This window comes from Actinocatenispora thailandica (genome assembly GCF_016865425.1).
GTDB lineage: Bacteria > Actinomycetota > Actinomycetes > Mycobacteriales > Micromonosporaceae > Actinocatenispora > Actinocatenispora thailandica.
Map to the genome: position 1 here is coordinate 1,946,067 of NZ_AP023355.1, position 15,689 is coordinate 1,961,755.

The 15,689-nt window shown below is 76.1% G+C and carries 10 protein-coding genes; 5 read left to right on the forward strand and 5 right to left on the reverse strand.

Features of this window, described 5'->3' with window-relative positions; all coding sequences use genetic code 11:
• The first annotated feature begins 215 nt into the window (after nucleotides 1–215).
• The 3 genes from Athai_RS08565 to Athai_RS08575 are packed head-to-tail and all read left to right on the forward strand — an operon-like array spanning nucleotide 216 to nucleotide 8,792.
• Entirely contained in the window at nucleotides 216–3,311 is a 3,096-nt protein-coding gene (locus Athai_RS08565) for a helix-turn-helix transcriptional regulator (protein WP_203960992.1), read from the forward strand.
• The gene (locus Athai_RS08570; RefSeq protein ID WP_203960993.1) at nucleotides 3,293–6,025 is read left to right on the forward strand and encodes a helix-turn-helix transcriptional regulator; all 2,733 of its coding nucleotides are present in this window, start codon (nucleotides 3,293–3,295) and stop codon (nucleotides 6,023–6,025) included. Before Athai_RS08565 ends, Athai_RS08570 begins: the two co-directional genes overlap by 19 nt.
• Nucleotides 6,018–8,792 (forward strand): AAA family ATPase, encoded by a 2,775-nt coding sequence (locus tag Athai_RS08575; RefSeq protein ID WP_203960994.1) that lies wholly within the window; start codon nucleotides 6,018–6,020, stop codon nucleotides 8,790–8,792. Before Athai_RS08570 ends, Athai_RS08575 begins: the two co-directional genes overlap by 8 nt.
• A 28-nt stretch (nucleotides 8,793–8,820) precedes the next feature.
• On the opposite strand, the gene Athai_RS08580 is transcribed toward Athai_RS08575, so the two are convergent.
• The gene (locus Athai_RS08580) at nucleotides 8,821–9,327 is read right to left on the reverse strand and encodes a MarR family winged helix-turn-helix transcriptional regulator (protein ID WP_239156814.1); all 507 of its coding nucleotides are present in this window, start codon (nucleotides 9,325–9,327) and stop codon (nucleotides 8,821–8,823) included.
• A gap of 117 nt (nucleotides 9,328–9,444) precedes the next feature.
• On the opposite strand from Athai_RS08580, the gene Athai_RS08585 reads away from it, so the two are divergent.
• The gene (locus Athai_RS08585; RefSeq protein WP_203960995.1) at nucleotides 9,445–10,074 is read left to right on the forward strand and encodes an FMN-dependent NADH-azoreductase; all 630 of its coding nucleotides are present in this window, start codon (nucleotides 9,445–9,447) and stop codon (nucleotides 10,072–10,074) included.
• 294 nt (nucleotides 10,075–10,368) lie between these two features.
• On the opposite strand, the gene Athai_RS08590 is transcribed toward Athai_RS08585, so the two are convergent.
• The 3 genes from Athai_RS08590 to Athai_RS08600 form a co-directional block, all read right to left on the reverse strand.
• On the reverse strand, nucleotides 10,369–11,232 hold the full coding sequence (locus tag Athai_RS08590) for a PhzF family phenazine biosynthesis protein (RefSeq protein ID WP_203960996.1): 864 nt from the start codon (nucleotides 11,230–11,232) through the stop codon (nucleotides 10,369–10,371).
• 7 nt (nucleotides 11,233–11,239) lie between these two features.
• Complete coding sequence (locus tag Athai_RS08595; protein ID WP_203960997.1) at nucleotides 11,240–11,662, reverse strand: MmcQ/YjbR family DNA-binding protein; 423 nt, start codon at nucleotides 11,660–11,662, stop codon at nucleotides 11,240–11,242.
• A gap of 107 nt (nucleotides 11,663–11,769) precedes the next feature.
• Entirely contained in the window at nucleotides 11,770–13,038 is a 1,269-nt protein-coding gene (locus Athai_RS08600; protein WP_203960998.1) for an MFS transporter, read from the reverse strand.
• A gap of 93 nt (nucleotides 13,039–13,131) precedes the next feature.
• Between Athai_RS08600 and Athai_RS08605 the strand changes: the two genes are divergently transcribed.
• On the forward strand, nucleotides 13,132–13,641 hold the full coding sequence (locus Athai_RS08605) for a MarR family winged helix-turn-helix transcriptional regulator (protein ID WP_203960999.1): 510 nt from the start codon (nucleotides 13,132–13,134) through the stop codon (nucleotides 13,639–13,641).
• Nucleotides 13,642–13,672: 31 nt separating this feature from the next.
• Here Athai_RS08605 and Athai_RS08610 read toward each other — a convergent pair whose 3' ends face one another.
• Nucleotides 13,673–15,556 carry an aromatic amino acid ammonia-lyase gene (locus Athai_RS08610; RefSeq protein ID WP_203961000.1) on the reverse strand — a complete coding sequence of 628 codons (1,884 nt, stop codon included), beginning with the start codon at nucleotides 15,554–15,556 and terminating at the stop codon, nucleotides 13,673–13,675.
• Nucleotides 15,557–15,689: the final 133 nt, after the last annotated feature.

The following is a 15,689-nucleotide window of genomic DNA, read 5'->3' on the forward strand; positions in this document are numbered from 1 at the left end:
CCGCGATCGGACCGGCACACTCGTCGTCTCGCCAGGTGAGAACGCTCGCCCCGGCCGGCGCCGGTCCCCGCTCGCCGCGGCGTTCCGGTCACCGCGGCGCCCAGTGCGGTGGGCGTGAAACTTTGCCTTACGGGGTACTTTGCGGTCGGTGAGTTCGGCCGGCAACGGCCGCGGACCACCAGCGGATCCTGCTTGGATCTTCCTGGGGAGGGCAGGTGGCACGGACCTCGGCGGTGACCACGCCCCCGCGACTGTTCGGGCGCGCCGCGGAGCTGCGTCGGCTGCGGACCGCGCTGGCGTCGGCCGCCGGCGACCGGTCCCGGGCGGTCGTCGTGCGCGGCGCCTCCGGAGTGGGCAAGAGCAGCCTGCTCGCCGCGGCCGACCTGCCGGCCGCGCCCACCGTCCGGGTCTGCTGCCGACACGACAGCGCAGACACCGCGTTCGCGGTGGCCAGGCAGATCATCGCGGAACTGGGTGTCGCACTCCGGGACGCTACCGGGCTCGGCATCGCCCGCACTGTCGCGCACCCGACCGATCCGGCCGGGCCTCCCGGACCGGCCCACCCGGCCGTCGCTGCCGGGCGCTGCCAGCGCGACCTCCTCGTCGGCCTGCGACAGCACATCGAGGAGCGCCTCGCCGAGACGCCACTGGTACTCGTCGTCGACGACGTGCAGTGGTGCGACGAGGCGTCCGCCCGGTGGCTGGCGCTGCTGTCGTCACTACCGGCCCGTCATCCGGTGACGCTGCTGCTGGGCCAGTCGCGACACCGGACCCGCTCGACGGCCGTCGTCGACGGGATGGTCGCCGAGGGGCGCTGTGAGGCGATGGAGCTGGGTCCGATCACCGAGGCGGCAGTCGGCGAGATGCTCGCCGAGGCGTACCGGGAACCGGCCAGCGACCGGTTCCGACGCTGCTGCGCCGAGCTGTCCGGCGGCAATCCGGCCGCACTGGAGCGCCTGGTCGGGGCGTTGCGCGCGTGCCGCATCCGGCCCGACGACGCCGGTGCCGCGGAGCTTCGATCCGGTGCGGTGTCGTCGATCGGTCCCCGGGTGTTCGCCGACCTGCTGCGCTGGCCGCGGGTACGCAGCCAGGTCGCCAGGGCGATCGCCCTGCTGGGCACCGCCGATGCCGACCTGATCGGCGGCGCACTGCGACTGCCGTCCCGGGTCGCCGCCGAGGCGACCGCGCAGCTGCGCCGCGACGGCGTGCTGGAGCCGGCCGGGGCGGGCTTCGGCCAGCCGCTGCTGCGCGAGGCGTTGGTCGCCGAGCTGTCCGAGCCGACCGCGAACCAGCTGCTGGCCCGGGCCGCCCGGCTCATGGACGACGCCGGCCGGCCGCTGGCCGAGATCGCCGACCTGCTGCTGCGGCTGCCCCGGCTGGACGAGCGGTGGATGCTCGACACCGTGCACGCCGCGGCGACCAGCGCGGTCTCCGCCGGGTCGCCCACTGCGGTCGACTACCTGTCCCGGCTGCGGCAGGAGCGCCCCGACCAGCTGTCGATCCGGCTGGAACTCGCGACCGCGCTGCTGCGCACCGACCCCGAACTCGCGCTGAGCCACCTCGACCACGCCAGCGCCACCAACCGTGCCGGCGGCCCCGACCACGCCGGTGCCACCGGCCATGCCAGCGGCCCGGACCACGCCGGCACCGGCCACGCCGGCGGCACCGGTCACGACGTGCGCGTCGCGGCCCGGCTCGCGCTGTGCCGCGGGTGGGCCGAACTGGTGCTCGGCCGTGCCGACGGCGGCTGGTCGGCGCTGTGCGATGCGGAGCGGCAGCTGTCCGCGGCGACGCGGGAGTCGGCCACCGCCGCCGACGCGGCGCTGCGGGTACGGATCCGCGCCGCCGTCGGCGCGATCGGCATGATGCGGCTGGGCCGTACCCGACAGGCCTGGCAGCAACTCACCGAACCGGCCGGCCCGGGCCGGCGGGCGGCCAACGGTGACCGGCTGCTCGGGGTACGCGAGTCGGTCGAGGACGAGCTGACCGCGCTGCGCGGAGTGCTGCACACGCTGTGCCGCGGCGACCTCGACACCGCACGCCGGTACGCGGACGGGATGCCGCGCAGCGATCGGGCCCTGGCCGGGTGGACCGGGATGGCTGGGCCGACCCTGTTGCTGTTGCTGGACGAGGCGCCCGGCGCGCTGCGGCTGCTGGACCGGGCCTGTGGCGTGAGCCGGCGGCTGCGCCAGCCCGGCGCGGAGTACGTCGCCCAGCTCGCTCGCGCGGTCATCCTGCTGCAGCTGGGCCGGATCGAGGACGCGGTCGATGCGGCGCTCGTGGCGCTGGGCACGGCCCGCCGCTGCCGCTGGCGACCGGACACGTCCGGGCCGCGGCTGGTCCTCGCCGGCTGCCGGCTGGCGCAGGGCCGCGCCGACCTGGCCGGCCGGATCGTCGCGCAGCTGCCCCGCGACGTGGTCGACGATTCGGTGTGGCTGCGGGGCATGTACGCCTCGATCACCGCGCGGCTGCACGGGCGGCAGGGTGACTGGCGCGCGGCGGTCGCGGTACTCGACGAGCACGGCGCGGCGCTGCGCCGGGCCGGCATCGTCGATCACCTACTGGCACCGTGGTGGTTCGAGGCGGTGACGGTGCTGGCCGACGCCGGCCGGCCCGAACTCGCCGAGCCCTACCTCGATCGCGGTGGCGCGCTGGCCCGGCGCTGGCCCACCCCGCACGCGCGCGGCAGGTACCTGCTCGCGGCGAGCATGCTCGCCGCCGAACCGGACCGGTTGCGGCTGGCGCGGGACGCCGCCGACGCGAGCGGCGAGCGCGCCCCGGTGCCCCGGCTGGAGGCCCGGTTGCGGATCGGCCGGCTGCTGCTGGCCGAGGGCGACCGGCACGCCGCGCGGCAGGAACTGCGCGCCGTGCTGGCCGGCGCCGAGTCGCTCGGGTTGCTGGAGCTGCGCCGGGCCGCGGGCACCGCGCTGTCCGCCGCCGGTGGTACCCGGCCGGCCGGCGCCGACCCCGGGCCGGCCGGGTCGCCGACCGGCCGGCTGACCGACAGCGAGCGCCGGGTGGCCGAGCTTGCCGCCCAGGGGTTGACGAACCGGCAGGTCGCCGCGGAACTGTTCCTGTCGACGCGCACCGTCGAGTTCCACCTGACCAACGTCTACCGCAAGACCGGCGTACCGGATCGGCGGCGCCTCGCCGCGGTCCTGACCTCCGCCGACGCCCGGCCGGCCGCGCCGCAGCGCCGGCGTCCGGAGGCGACCGGATGGCGGTCACCGGAGACCTCGCGGGCACGGGTACCGGACGGGCCGCACCGGACGCCGCCGGAGGCATCGCAGCGATGGCTGCCGGAGGCGTGATCGGAGCCGAGGACCGGCTCGCCGAGCGCACCTCGGCGATCGACGCGCTGCGGCGGCGGATCGACGCGCTCGGCGACGGGCAGTCCGGCGCGGTTCTGGTGGCCGGCCCCGCGGGGATGGGGCGGTCCGCACTGCTGGCGCGCGCGGCAGCCGATGCCCGCGCAGCCGGGATCGCGGTGGTGCAGATCCGGTTCGCGCGCCCGGTGCCCGACGCCCCGGGCACGGTCCCGGCGCCGGGCACGCCGGGTTCGGCCCTCGGGCCGGGCACGGTGGGTTCGGCCCTCGGGCCGGGCACGGTGGGTTCGGCGCCCGGGCCGGGCACGGTGGAGTCGGACCCGCCGGGATCGGTCGGCATCCCGGCGGCGCTGATGCGGGAGGCGGAGGCGGGGCTTGCCACGGCCACGCCGACGCTGCTCGCCGTCGACGACGTGCACCGGGCCGGCCCGGCCGGCCTGCGCTGGCTGACCCGGCTGGCCTGCCGCAGCGGCGGCGGTCCCGCGCTGGTCGTGTGCGGGGTCGCGTCCTGGTTTCGCTGGGCCACCGGCCGCTGCGCCGACCTGACCGCGCCGCACCGCATCCAGCTGCGCCCGCTGAGCTTCGCCGGGGTGCGCGAGGTGTGCGTCCGGCTCGCCGGCCCGGTACCCGACGAGTACGTGCAGGCGGTCGCGGCGGCCAGCCGCGGCAACCCGGCACTGGTACATGCGATCGTGCGTCGCTGCCCGCACACGACGGCCGGCCCGGCGCTGCTGCCGCGACTGTCCTCGGTGACCGCCGACGTGATCGCCGGCTACGTCGACCGGGTGTACGACGGGGTACCGGCGGAGCTGACCGGGCTGCTGCAGGCGGTCGCGGTGGCCGGCCGGGAGCTGCCCTTCGGCTCGCTGTGCGAGCTGGCGGGGGTGGACGCGGTGGATCTGGACCGGCTGCTCGCCACCGGCCTGTTCGCCTACACCGACCGGCTGCACCCGGTCTGGCCGGAGGTCGTCGACCGCATCCTGGGCCGGCTGGGCCCGACCGAACTGCCGGAGCTGTACCGGCGGGCAGCCGAGATCGGCCGCACCGGTGCGGTGGACGACCACGTGCTCGCCGAGTGGCTGGACCTGGCCGGGTCGCGGCGGCCGGCGTGGGCGGTCGAGGTACTCACCGACGTCGGCTGGCGGGCCGCCCGGGACGGCCGGCGTGACACCGCGGTCCGGCTGCTGGGCCGGGCGCTCGACACCGAGGGTGACGGGCCGCGGCGCGGCGCGCTACTGCTCGCACTGGGCACGACGGAGCTGTCGGTCTCGCCGGATGCCGGCGAACGTCATCTGGGCACGCTGCTGCGCGACCCGAGCCTGCACGAGGTGGCGCACCGGCTGGCCGCGGCGGATCTGCTGTCGCTGGGCGGGTCGGACTGCCGGCCGGCGCTGCGGGCGGGGCTGCGCTCGGCGCGCAGCGACGCGGAACGGGCCGGGCTGCTCGGGCTGTCCTGGCTGGCTCACCCGCGCGGGTACGAGGACGACGAGGACGCCTGGCTGACCCGCGGCGAGCTGCCCTCGGCCGCGCAGCTCGCCGGCCGGGCCTGGTGGCTCACCGTGCGGGCGGAAGAGCGTACCGCGGCGCTGGCCATCGCCCGGGCCGCGGCGGCGACCCCGCTGTTCCATCCCCGGCTCGTCGCCTCCCGGGTGCTGCTGCTCGCCGACGACCTGGCCGGAGCCGGCGAGGTACTGGACTCGGTGCTCGCCGACGCGACCCGGGCGCGGGCCGACACGGTGCTCATCCATGCGCTGCTGGTGTACGCCGAGCTCTCGTACCGGCAGGGGCACCTCACCGCGGGCGAGCAGGCGCTGGAGCGCGCGCTGCGGCACCTGGCCCCGCACGCCTGGCCGCCGGCGGTGCTGCGCCAGGTGGTCGCGGTGCAGATGATGCTCGACATCGAGCAGGAACGGTTCGACGCCGCGCAGGAGCTCGCCGAGCTGCAGCCGTCGCCGGCCGGCTCCGGCGGCTTCGGCTGGTCGGCGTTGCTCTACGCGCGCGGGGTGCTGGAGCTGCGCCGCGAGCGGATGGGGGTGGCCAGCGCGCTGCTGCACGAGTGCGGCCGGCGGATGTCGGCCGACGGCCTGGACAACCCGGCGCTGCTCAACTGGCGGGCGTACGCCGCGGTCGCCGACGCCGCGAGCGACCGCCCGCGGCGGGCCGCCCGGCTGATCGCCGACGCGCTGGTACGGGCCGAGGCGTGGGGCGCGCCGAGCGCGCTCGGGCTGGTCCGGGTCTGCGCCGGGCAGGCCTTCGAGGGTCAGCGGCTGAGTCAACTGCGCAGCGCGGTGGACACGTTGCGCGGCTGCCTGTCCCGGCTGCGGTACGCGCGGGCGCTGGTGGATCTGGCCGCCGCCGCGGCGGCCGTCGGTGACGTGGCGCTCGCCGTGTCGTCCGCCCGGGAGGCCGAGCAGTTGGCGGCCAGCCACGGTTGGCCGCCGGTGCTGCACCGGGCGGCCGCGATCCTCCAGCGCTGCCAGCGAGGCGCCGGGCCGGCGCTGTCCGCGGCGCAGCGTGCGGTCGCCGAACTGGCGGCGTCCGGGCTGTCGAACAAGCAGATCGCGCAGCGCCGCCGGGTCAGCCTGCGCACCGTCGAACTGCACCTGACCAACACGTACCGACAGTTGGGGATCCGGCGCCGCGCCGAACTGGCCGCCGCGCTGGATCGTGCCGTCCGCGCGGGTGCCGGCGGTGCTTGAGGAACGCGACGGCGAACTCGGCGCGGCGCAGCGGGCGCTGGCCACGGCGCTGTCCGGCCGCGGGCAGCTCATCGTGGCCGAGGGCGGCATCGGCGCCGGCAAGTCCGCGCTGCTCGCCGCGGTGGCGGGGGTCGGCGCGGCGGCCGGCATGCAGGTCTCGCGTGCCCAGGCGACCCGGCTGGAACGCGACTTCGGCGGTGCGGTGCTGCGAGCGCTGCTCTACCCGCTGGTCACCGCGGTACCGGCGGCGAACGCCGCGGGGTGGCTGGCCGGCGCGGCGTCCGCGGCGGCGCCGCTGTTCGGCGACGATCCGAGCGTTCTCGCCGCGGTGTCCCGGTTGCGGTACGACCCCGACGTCGGGTACGGGCTGCGCCTGCTGGTCCGCCGGATCTGCGCGCAGCGCCCGCTGCTGCTGGTGGTCGACGACCTGCAGCGTGCCGACCTGCTCTCGTTGGCGTTCTTGGCGGATCTCGTCGCGTGCCGGGAGGAGATGCCGGTCGCGGTGGCCGTCGCCGTGCAGTACGAGACGAGCGCGGTCGAGGCCGAGCCGGTCGACGAGATCGTGCAGGCGGCCGACGTGGTACTGCGGCCCGCCCCGCTGTCCGAGCGCGCCGTCGCCGACATCCTGCGCGCGGCGGGGCGCGATCCGGCCGAGGCGCCCGGCCTGCACCGGGCGAGCCGCGGCAACCCGCTGGTACTGCGATCCCTGGTCGGTACCGGCGGGCACCCGTCCGGCTGCCCGTCCCCGTTGCGGGAGCGGCTGGTGCAGGCGTTCGACGCGCTCGCCGACGAGGTCCGGGCGTACGCGCGGGCGCTGGTGCTGCTACCGTCCGGGGCCGGCCCGGCCACGGTCGCCGCGGTCGCCGGGCTGGACGAGGTGCAGAGCCGGTTCGCCCGGCGGCGGCTGGACCGGCTCGGCCTGCTGCGGGCGGGGCTGCGCGGGTACGCCCAGGTCGTGGTCGAGGACGCGATGTCGCCGGCGGAGCTGGACGAGTTCCACCGGCGCGCGGCCGAGGCGCTCGACGCGGCCGGCCACCCCATCGACGAGGTGGCCGACGAGTGCATGGCGGTGTCCGGTGCGCCGCCGGCCTGCGCGGCCCGGGTACTGCCGGCGGCGGGGCGGGCGGCGTTGCGCGCGCACGACCCGCGGCGGGCGGTGCGCTACCTGCGACGGGCGCTGATCGACTGCACGGACGACGGGGCGGAACGGGCCCGGCTGCTGGCCCGGCTGGCCGAGGCGGAGCTGCGCACCGATCCGGTGGCGGCCATCCGGCACGTGGGTCGGGCCGCCCGGCTGATGCCCGACGTACGCTCCCGGGCGGCGATCCTGTCCCGCCTGACCCCGATCGCGCTGACCGGCGCCGACGACCTGTTCGGGCTGATCGACGCCGCCGCACGTGCGTTGCCGGCGACCCGGGAGAGCCTTCCGGTGGACCGGGAGCTGGCGCTGCGGTTGGAGGCCCGCCGCCGCTTTCGTGACCTGGACGACGGCGACGCGCTGCGGGACACCCTGGGCCGGTGGGCCGGGTACGGCGCGTTGCCGCCCCTCGACACCGAGGCGGAGCGGGAGCTGGTCGCGGTGCTGCTGTACGCGGCGACGCTGACCGTGCGGACCTCGGGTGCCCAGGTCGCCGGGCTCGCCTGCCGGCTGCTGGAGCAGCTGCCGTACCGGCCGCTGCTGGCACACACCCCCGCGCCGCTGGCGGTCGCCTGCGCGCTCGCCGCGGGGGAGACGACCGACGTGGCGGACTGGTTGTCCACCGCGCTGCTGCCCGGTGGCCGCCGGCCCCCTGACGACGTGCTGCTGGCACTGATCGGCCGGGCCACCCTGCACTGGCTGCGCGGCAACCTCGCCGAATGCCGGCGCGACCTGCTCCGGGCGACCCGGCTGGCCCGCGGCGCCGGCGCGACGCTGGATCCGACCGGCGCGATCGGGCTGGTGTCCACCGCACTGAAGGTGGGCGACCGGCGGATCCTGGACCGGGTGGCCGAGGTGTGGCCGGACCCGACCACCGCGACCCGGCCGCACCTGCGGCTGCTGGCCCAGACGCTGCGTGCGGCGCTCGCGCTCGATCGGGGCCCGACCTCGACGGAGTGGGACGACTGGGAGCAGTGCCTGGCCGAACTGGAGCGGCTCGGCTGGCGCAATCCGGCGCTGCTGCCGGTGGGTAGCTGGTCGGCCCGGGCGCTGGTGACGGCGGGCCGGTCCCGGCGGGCCCGGCAGCTGATGGAGCGCGAGTACGACCGGGCCACCTGGTGGGGCTGCCCGATCCCGATCGGGCGGTCGCTGCGGATCCTGGGCCGGCTCACCGAGGGGCCGGCGGGTGTGGAGCTGCTGGCCCAGTCGGTCGACGTGCTCACCGACGCCGGCAACGACGCCGAGCTGGCGCGGACCCTGGTCGAGTACGGCGTGCGGCTGCGCGCGGCGGGCCGGCCGGATGCGCCGGAGCGGCTCGTGCGCGGCATGCGGTTGGCCCGGCGGGCCGGCGCCGACCGCGTCGCCGACCGCGCGGCGGCGCTGCTGGGCGAGCCGGGCCGGGCCGGGAGCCCGCTCACCGCGGCCGAGCTGAAGGTGGCCCGGCTGTCGGCGGGCGGCAGCTCCAACCGGCAGATCGCCGAACTGCTCGGGGTGACCCGGCGGGCGGTGGAGAAGAATTTGACGAACTGCTACCGGAAGCTCGGCGTGCCGGGCCGGGCGATGCTCGCCGGGAAGCTGGCCGAGCTGTTCCCGGCCGTCGAACCGGCCGACGACGAGGCGCTCGGCTGAGCCGCCGGCGACGGGCGGTGCGGCGCCGTCACCGTCCGATCGTGTCGAGGACCGCCGCGACGTCCGGTGCGGTCACCGCGACGATCTCCCTGGCTGCCGCGCCCAGCGCGGTGAGCTGTTCCGGGGTCAGCGCGTCGATGACCAGCCGCCGGACCTCCCGAACGTGTCCGGGCGCCGTCTGTTCGAGCTTGGCCCGGCCGGCGTCGGTGAGCAGCGCGGCGGTGCGCCGCCCGTGCTCGTGGCAGGCGACCCGGCGGACGTAGCCGGAGCGTTCGAGCCGGCCGACCGCGTGGGAGAGGCGAGACAGCGAACCGCGCGCCATCATCGCCAGATCGCTCATCGGGACGGACCCGTCGGGCGACTCGCTGAGCTGGACGAGCACCTGGTACTCGTACAGGTTGAGGCCGGCGTCCCGCTTCAGCTGCGCGTCGAGCGCCGGCGGCAGGGTGCTGATCACACCCATCAACGCGATCCAGTGTTCCTGCTGGTCACGCCGCAGCCAGGGGACCTCGTCGGCGGCTCGTTCGGTGGGCACGCGGCAAGTCTACGGCAGGGGAACTTGAATGTTCAATTGCAACGCGCTACGGTGCCGATTGAACATTCAACTAGCCCGGCGCCCGCGTCGCCGGGTGCGTCGCGAGGAGCACCCTTCATGACCCTGTTGCGCATCGATTCGAGCATCCAGGGCGACGGTTCGAGCAGCAGCGCACTGGCCGACCAGGTGGTGTCCGCATTCCGTGCCGCCCGGCCGGCCGACCCGATCGTCACCCGGCACCTGGGCGAGCAGCCGCTGCCGGCCGATGCCTGGCGGGCCGCGCTCGGCGCCAAGGCGGTCCCGGACGAGCAGCGGACCCCGGCCGCTCGGGCGGCGCTGGCGCTGGCCGGCGAGGTCGCCGACGAACTGCGCGCCGCGGACGCCGCCGTGCTGGCCCTGCCGCTCTACAACTACGGCGTCTCACAGCACGTCAAGACCTGGATCGACCTGGCCATCGCCGGCGCCGACCAGGGGGCGGCGCTGCTCGCCGGCACGCCCGTGGTGCTGGTCACCACCCGCGGCGGCGCGTACGGGCCGGGCACGCCGCGGGAGGGCTGGGACCACAACACCGGCTACCTGCGGCGGATCCTCGCCGACGTGTGGGGCGCCCAGCTGACCGTGGTCGAACGCGAGTTCACCCTGGTCGGCGTCAACCCGGCGCTGGACGAGTTCCGCGAGCACGCCGCCATGCTGCGCAAGAGCGCCGAGGAGGCCGCCGCCGAGGCCGGCCGCGCCCTGGCGGCCTGACCGTCGGACGACCGTGCCCTCCTCCGGGCCGCGGCGCCCGGCGCGCGGTACCCGGATGCGGCGCCGACGCGCGGCACCGAGATGCGGCGCCGACGCGCGGCACCCGAGATGCGGCGCCGACGCGCGGCACCCGAGATGCGGCGCCGACGCGCGGCACCCGAGATGCGGCGCCGGCGCGCAGTACCAGAGATGCGGCGCCGGCGCGCGGCACCCGAGATGCGGCGCCCGGGCCGGCAGGCCGACCTGCGGTGCAGCTCCCAGGTGCCGCCGGCACGTGGGACTCCGTAAGGTGCCCTAGGGTGCGGCCGTCGGCCGCGGGTCGATCGGTACCGCCGTGCCGGTGACCCGCACCGACGCCTCGCCAGGGTGCAGATCGACCCGCAGCAGGCTCGGCCGGCCCATGTCGTACCCCTGGTGGATGGTCAGCCGCGCATCGTCAGGCACCAGCCCCAGCTCGCGGGCGTACCCGCCGAAGGCGGCCGCCGCCGCCCCGGTCGCCGGGTCCTCCACCACGCCGCCGACCGGGAACGGGTCACGGGCGTGGAAGACCGTCGCCGACTCGCGCCACACCAGCTGGACGGTGGTCAGCTCCAGCCGCCGCATCAGCGCCAGCAGCCGGTCGAAGTCGTAGTCCAGGGCGGCGAGCCGGCCCCGGGTGGCCGCCGCCAGGACCAGGTGACGGACCCCGGCGAACGCGATGCGCGGAGGCAGCGCGGGGTCCAGCTCGCTCGCCGGCCAGCGCAGTGCTGCGAGCGCCTCGGCCAGGTCCGCCGGGTCGACCGGGTACACCCGGGGCGGCACGCTGGACAGCGTCGCGGTCAGCGCCCCGTCGCGCCGGGCCACGCGTACCGGTACCGGGCCGGCCGGGGTGTGGAACAGCAGGTCGCCGGGGCCGATCCGGTCGCCGAGCGCGACCGCCGTCGCGATGGTGGCGTGCCCGCAGAAGTCCACCTCGGCCCGGGGGCTGAAGAACCGCAACGTGTGATCGCGCGGCCCGGCGCCCGGGGTCAGGAAGGCGCTCTCGGAGTACCCGACGGCCGCGGCGATCTCCAGCATCCGGGCATCGCTCAACCCGCTGGCGTCCAGGACGACCCCGGCCCGGTTGCCGCCGTCGGGGGTGCTGGTGAACGCCGTGTAGTGCAGTATCTGGTCGGTCATCGGGTCCTCAGGTCAGTTGGTGGGCGTCGAGCCAGGCCCGGGCGCGGCGGGCGGAGGCCTGCGACAGCCAGGCGTCCTGCACCACCTCGGCGAGCTCCTGGTAGCTCAACCGGTCCAGGTGTTCGGCGCGGACCAGCACCGACCGGTGGCCGTCGAAGTGCGGCGTGGTGAAGAACGGCGAGTCGGGATCGGCCACCAGCGCCTGCTTGTCGGCCTCCGACTCGACCCAGAAGACGATGACGTCCGGGAACCGCTCGCCGGTGTCCGGGTCGACCGCGTCCGGCCGCGGCGTGCGGAAGAACACGAAGGACTTCCCGCCGACGCTGTAGACGGGGTTGCCGGTCGATCCCCGCTCGACCTTCACGTACGGCATCGCTCGCGCCAGCTGGTGCACGTCCTCGACCCGTGCCGGCCGCCCGTCGCCCGCCATCGCACCAGTGTAGGCGCGGGGGAGGGGCACCGGCCGGCCCACGCAGCGGCGGGTCGCCACGGCCGACCGCGGTCGCGCCGACCCGCCCGGTCGGGGTGCGGTGCTGGTCAGGTACCGGAGCCGACCGGGTCCAGTTCCTCGACGGGGGCCGGGTCGTGCCGGCGCAGCTGCCGGACCGAGGGAAGCATCGCGGCGGCGAGCGAGCCGCCCGCCATGATCACCGCGCACACCCACAGCCAGGACGTGGTTCCGGTCAGCACCGACAGCGGCCCGGTCAGCGCGAGCCCGACCGGCCGCGCCACGAACGAGCCGACCATGTCGAAGGAGTACACCCGGGAGAGCTTGTCCTCGGGCACGTTCTGCTGGATGGACAGCTCCCAGCTGACGGAGAACAGTTCCAGCCCGAGGCCGTGCAGGAACGCGCCGGTCAGCACCAGAACCAGGCCGGGCGTTCCCGGTACGCCGAGGGCCATCGCGGCGGGGAAGCAGCCGGTCAACGCGAGCAACAGGGTGCCCTGGAACAACCCGCGGTGCGGTCGCCAGCGCAGCGACAGCAGGCCACCGGCGAGGAACCCGATCATCAGCGCCGCCAGCGCCCAGCCCCAGGCCGCCTTGCTCCAGGTCGCCGACACCACGATCGGGCCCAGTACGCCCTGCACGCCGCCGTAGAACAGGTGGTACAGCAGGGCCTGCAGGATGAGCATCCACAGCCAGGTGTGCCGGAGCACCTCGCGCAGTCCGGCGCCGAGGTCGCCCAGCATCGACGCGTGCCGCTCCCGCGCCGGCTCGGGCACCCGCAGCAGGTGATAGCAGGCGGCGGCGACGGCGAAGGTGGCCGCGTCGATCGCGATCGCCCAGCCGGAACCGAGCGTCGCGGCGATCACCCCGGCGACCGCGAAGCCGACGATCTGGGCGCCGTTCTGCGCCAGCCGGCGTTGGGTGACCGCCTTGCGCAGCAACGGTTCCGGCACGGTGTGCCGGGTCATCGCCGAGGATGAGGGGCTGGCCAGGGCGCCGAGGCATCCGTTGACGGCGCCGACGGCCCCGAGCAGCCAGATGCTCGACCAGCCGCCGATCAGGCTGGCCGCGATCAGTGCCTGGGTCGCCGCCGCGGCGATCGCGGAGCCCTGCATCATCGCCGCGCGGGGCAGGCGGTCGCCGAGCACGCCGCCGAACAACACGGTGGCGACGTCGGCCAGCGCGTACGCGGCGACGACGAGGCCGAGCTGGTTCGCCGAGCCGCCGAGCGCCAGGACCGCGAAGGCGAGGGCGACCGGGGTGATGGCGTTGCCGAACGAGCTGGTGCCGGCGCCGATCACGAGCAACCGGAAGTTGCGGTACGCCAGCGGCCGCGCCGCGGCCGGAGCAGAGGTCATGGCGATGATGGTATTTCGCTGGCGAATCTTTCGTCAACGAAATTTTCGCCAGCGAGATTCTCGTCGCCGAAGCACTGTCGCTAGGATGGGGGTATGCCGCCGGAGGACTGGACCGACCGTCACGTGGCCCGTTGGCGAGACCACTGGTCGGGCATTTCGTACGACGACCAGGTCGAAGGCATCGTCACCCGGATCGGGCGCATCGCGCACTACCTCGGCGAGACGATGAAGCGTGCCGCGGCCGCCTCGGACCTGCAGGAGTCGGAGTACAAGACGCTGCACGAGCTGATGATCCGGAACACCCCCGGCTCGGCCTCACCCGGCGAACTCGCCGACGACCTGAAGATCTCCGGCGCCGGGATGACCGGCCGGCTCGACACGCTGGAGAAGAAGGGCTGGATCCGGCGGGTTTCGGCGATCGAGGACCGGCGGCGGGTGATCGTCCAGATCACCCCGAAGGGCACCGAGATCTGGCGCGGCGCGATGGCCAACCGCGGCACCGCCGAGGACGAGCTGGTCGGCAGCCTGACCGAGCGGGAACGCGCCGCACTCAACCGCATCCTGAAGAAGCTCACCCTGCACATCGAGTCGCTGCCCGACTGACCGGCCGGACCCGGCCCGCGCCGGGGGCCGGTCAGGCCGAGGCCACGTCGAGGGCGCCGGACCGCAGCGCGGTGCGCAGCCGGCGCAGGTCGACGCCCAGCGGCCGGTCCTGGTACACCGGCGGCACCAGCTCGCCGATCGCCGCGCGCAGCGGTACCAGCGCCGGCGCGATCGCCGCTCCCCGCACCGTCCACGCCTGGTACGCGGTGAGCAGCTCGGCCGCGGTGATCGACTCGACCCGGTCCAGCGCGGCACGCAGTTGCTCGCCGGCCGCCGGCGCGAACGCCTGCAGGTCCTCCTGCCCGGCCGAGGTGTCCAGCGAACCCAGCGTCGCCGGCGCCGCCAGGCGCCGCAGCGCCTGCAACTCGCCGACCGCCCGCTTGTGCACCGTCACCAGCCCGGCCTGCGGCCCGGGTACCGCAGCCAGCTGCGGCGGCAGCCCGCTGTAGCGCTCGTCCAGCAGCCGTGCCATCCGCTGCACGCTCGACTCCGCGGCGTGGGTGAGCGCCGCGGTCACCGCGTCCAGCCGCAGCCCCAGCTCGCAGGCGTGGTAACCGGCCGTGGACACGAACTCGCCGGCCAGGAACGCGGGGGAGTCGGTCACCCAGCCCAGCGCCCGGTCCACCGCGCCGGCGAGATCCGCGACGGTACGGCTCAGGTGCGCGAGCACCTGCGGTACCACCCGGAACGACACCGGCGCGTGCAGCACGCCGGCCCGCACGGTGCCGCCGTCGGTCAGCGCCCGCAGCCGCGCGTACCGGTCCGCCAGCACCGGATCGCCCGCGGCCAGCCGCGGGTCGTACCCGGCGCGGGGGGCACCGAGCGCGTCGATCGTCGCCGCCGCGGCGACCAGCAGCCGCTCCGTCGCGGTGGCCGCCTCGGCGCCGCGCCGGATCCCGTGCATGGTGGCCACCGGGATGCCCTCCAGCAGGATCACGCCCTCCTTCGGACCCGGCCGGTACGGCTCGACGCCACGGGCGGCGAGCGCCTCGGCGGCGGGTACCTCGACGCGGTCGCCGGACGGGTCTGCGAGGCCGGCCGCGGCGGCCGGATCCCCGCCCGGCGCGGCCGGGTCGCGTTCGGCCAGTACCGTGCCGATCCCGGCGAGGGCCTGGCCGGCGTGGCACAGCGGGATGATCTCGCCGGCACAGCCGATGCCCTCGCGCGGCACCGCGGGATGGAAGCCGTCGTTGAGCCGGTCCGCGAGGAACCGGCACAGCTCGGCGCTCGCCCCGGTTTCCGGCCGCAGCGCGGTGCGCAGCACGATCGCCAGCAGCGCTCGGACGTCCGCCACCGGGAGCCAGGGCGGCTCACCGACCGCCCGCGCGGTGAGCAGCCGGAGCTGGTGGCTGGCCTGCTCGTCGGGGTCGAGGCGGCGGCCGGCGAAGGCGCCCATGCCGGTCGTCACCCCGTACACCGGGCGGTTCGGGTCGGTGAGCGCGGCGCGGACCTGCTCGCGGTTGGCGGCCACCTCGGCGAGCAGCCGCGGCGACAGCGTCAGCCGGGCGCCGTCGGCGATCGCGCGGATCGCGTCGGCGCCGAAGCCGCCCCGGGCCGACCGGTCGGTACCCGAAACGCTCGCGTCCGATCGGTCCGCGCCGGGTTCGGCGGCGTCGGGACCGCCCGCGTCGGGCCCGGCGGCGTCAGGGTTGCCGGTACCCGGCCCGTCCGCGCCGGACCCGTCCGCGCCGGACCCGCGTCGCACGCCGCGCAGGTTCGTGTCGTGCCCGTCCGCGCCGGGCCCGCCTCGCACGCCGCGCAGGTTCGTGTCCTGCCCGCTCGTGTCGTGCCCGTTCGTGCCCTGCCCGTTCGTGCCGTACCCGATCGTGCCCTGCCGGTTCGTCGTGCCGTGCCCGGCCATGCCGGGAACGGCGACCCGGTCGACCCGCACCTGCCGCTCGTCGCCGTCGCGCACCCTGCCCCCAGTCCCACCGAGTCGCCGCCGGGTGTTCGCCGCCCGGCCCACTCATACTGCGCTTTCAACCGAGAGGTTGACGGAGTGGCGGGTGCCGGCTAGGCTCTCTTTAAACCGATGAGTTGAAAGGGGG

Excerpts from the sequence above, each read along its gene's own strand:
- Athai_RS08585 (WP_203960995.1), top strand. The coding sequence starts at position 9,445 with ATGACCCTGTTGCGCATCGATTCGAGCATCCAGGGCGACGGTTCGAGC.
- Athai_RS08595 (WP_203960997.1), bottom strand. The coding sequence starts at position 11,662 with ATGGCGGGCGACGGGCGGCCGGCACGGGTCGAGGACGTGCACCAGCTG.
- Athai_RS08600 (WP_203960998.1), bottom strand. The coding sequence starts at position 13,038 with ATGACCTCTGCTCCGGCCGCGGCGCGGCCGCTGGCGTACCGCAACTTC.
- Athai_RS08605 (WP_203960999.1), top strand. The coding sequence starts at position 13,132 with ATGCCGCCGGAGGACTGGACCGACCGTCACGTGGCCCGTTGGCGAGAC.
- Athai_RS08570 (WP_203960993.1), top strand. The coding sequence starts at position 3,293 with ATGGCTGCCGGAGGCGTGATCGGAGCCGAGGACCGGCTCGCCGAGCGC.
- Athai_RS08590 (WP_203960996.1), bottom strand. The coding sequence starts at position 11,232 with ATGACCGACCAGATACTGCACTACACGGCGTTCACCAGCACCCCCGAC.